Origin of the sequence: Almyronema sp. (assembly GCF_052168255.1) — a bacterium.
GTDB classification, from domain to species: domain Bacteria; phylum Cyanobacteriota; class Cyanobacteriia; order Phormidesmidales; family Phormidesmidaceae; genus Sphaerothrix; species Sphaerothrix epifaneia.
On the sequence record NZ_JBQLZL010000103.1, the window covers coordinates 1 to 2048 of the forward strand.

Here is a 2048-nt window from a genome sequence, read left to right on the forward strand (position 1 = left end):
ACTTTGGGGGTCGCTCCACGGGAAAATAGCTCAGTGCCAGGTTATTTTTGGAAAAGCGCTCGTTATATTAATAACGAGCGCTTTTTGCGTATATGTTGGGTGTTACTCTTAGTTTTGCACTGGGCAGTCTTAGCTTGTCGCAATCGTAATTATTTTGAAGGGGCAACTACAATGTCTAGCGCAGGATTAAACAAATGGATTGTTAGTGGCAACTTAGCTGCCGATGCGCAGATAAAGGTAGTTGAATTGCGTAATGGAGAGCAGGCGCAAGTTGCAAATGCAACTCTTTACGTGCGTGGGGTGCGCGATCGCGAAAGCTCTTTTACTGTTTCTCTAAGTATTTGGCAAAAATCTTTTGCTTGGCGAGCCTTACCCTATCTTAAAAAGGGATCTTTAATCATTTGTACTGGCAGCATTGAACCTAGTCCTTATCTTTCTAATAGCGATGGGCAACCGAGAGCGGGACTGAAGATGACGGTCTTGGATATTGACTTAGATCGGGTTCGTAATGAAGAAAGCGAAACTGAGGTAGAGGCAGAAAAAGTACCTGTCGTTGCTTAGCTGCCAGCAGGTGAAGTCGTTGGCCTTAGATCAAAATAAGTGTAGAGTGCCGACAAAATAGCTTCTTTTTGGGGTGTTGACTTGCCGCTTTGGTGAGCAATTTGCTCACAACGTTTGATCAAAGGGAGGGCGAGTTCTTTATCTAATTTGGGTAAAAGCACCTCAAGGGGCTTGGGTGATTGAGTATTGGCAGCGATCGCTTGGGCGGACTTGTCCGAAATGGCTAACTTTTGCAGTTCTTGAGAGATTTCAGACCAAGTTTGCTCTGGATAGCTGGCTAAAATTATTCGCGCTAAAATCTGATCCATAATTGCTTGCTGCTCTATGGCAACTTTGACGTAGTCAGTCTGCTCTTGCTGAATAGCATCTGCTGTTTGTTGAGTCAGATCACCGTTTTGTTTCGCTTTATAAAAACGGCGTGCTGCATATCCTAATGTATAAAGCAACAGCAGATTGCTGGATGCACCGATGACGGCCCCAACACCTGGAATAATTTCTGCGAAGCTAAAGCCTGTTTTTAGCAAGCCTGATCCGCCCAATGAGAGGCCAAAAATGGTCAAAACTTCGCCTTTTCGTACCGGATCTTCCAGATCAAAACCATAAGTGTAAGCAATGCGATAAATCATTTCAGATTGCAACTTAGTCGTAGCCGCTAAGTCAATTGCTAGCAATGCAACCGCAACAGGTGGAACAATGTTAGTGACTAAGCCCACACCACCTGCTTTGAAGGCTGTGTCTACGATAAGGCGATGAGCAATTTCGTCAGCGTTTTCAGAACTATATTTCCGCTTGAGTTGATCCACTTCAGTTCGCACTTGCTCAACATCTATTTGCCCTAAAGAGCCTATCCAACCTAAGCCGGGTGCCTTAGAAATAAACTGTAAGACTGGATTATCGATGATAGGGGTTACTAGCTTTCCAGCGATTTCTGTGACTTGTTCCATAGATTGCTGAGCAGCCGCTTCAGCCTGATCGCTGACTGCCGTTATAGCATCCACAGTATTGCCTGCGATCCACTGAAGCGCTTTGTTAGCAAATGCAGCAGTAAACTGACCAGCTTGCTGTGCCGAAACGAACACTTCAGCAATGCTTTGGGAAAGGTCTGCTTGTTGCTCAGGCATGTTTCATTATTCCAAATACTAGCTCTACTTTACTTTCGTCTTGGGTGGTAGTCGTCTGACTTAGGATAGGAGTCATTTTCTGAATGGACTAAATTCAGCGGGTTGTGCTAAGAGATTACGATGCAGAGGCGTTGCTGATTTCTGAAATAAATTTGTTTTCGCAAGCCTAATGTACTCGGATTCAATAAATCCGTTCGTTTCTTATTTCAGCAGCGCCATGATAGGAAATGCCATAACGACCACTATTAGTTAATTAGGTCAAAGTATAGATCATAGAAAATGCTGAGTTTTTGAACTCAAGTGGGTACAGTACCCGGTTTGGTAGCCAATAGCTAAGAGGCGATGAATTGCCATTGGCCGATATGC

Annotated in this window: 2 protein-coding genes; one reads left to right on the forward strand and one right to left on the reverse strand. The window is 44.2% G+C overall.

All coding sequences use genetic code 11. The annotated features are described in order from the left end of the window. The coding region (locus ACTS3T_RS21525) for a single-stranded DNA-binding protein (RefSeq protein ID WP_462935705.1) at positions 1 to 561 on the forward strand (561 nt) is incomplete at its 5' end. On the opposite strand, the gene ACTS3T_RS21530 is transcribed toward ACTS3T_RS21525, so the two are convergent. Continuing rightward, positions 558 to 1682, reverse strand: a complete 1125-nt coding sequence (locus ACTS3T_RS21530) for an EcsC family protein (RefSeq protein WP_462935706.1) — start codon at positions 1680 to 1682, stop codon at positions 558 to 560. The genes ACTS3T_RS21525 and ACTS3T_RS21530 overlap by 4 nt on opposite strands. Positions 1683 to 2048 lie beyond the last annotated feature (366 nt).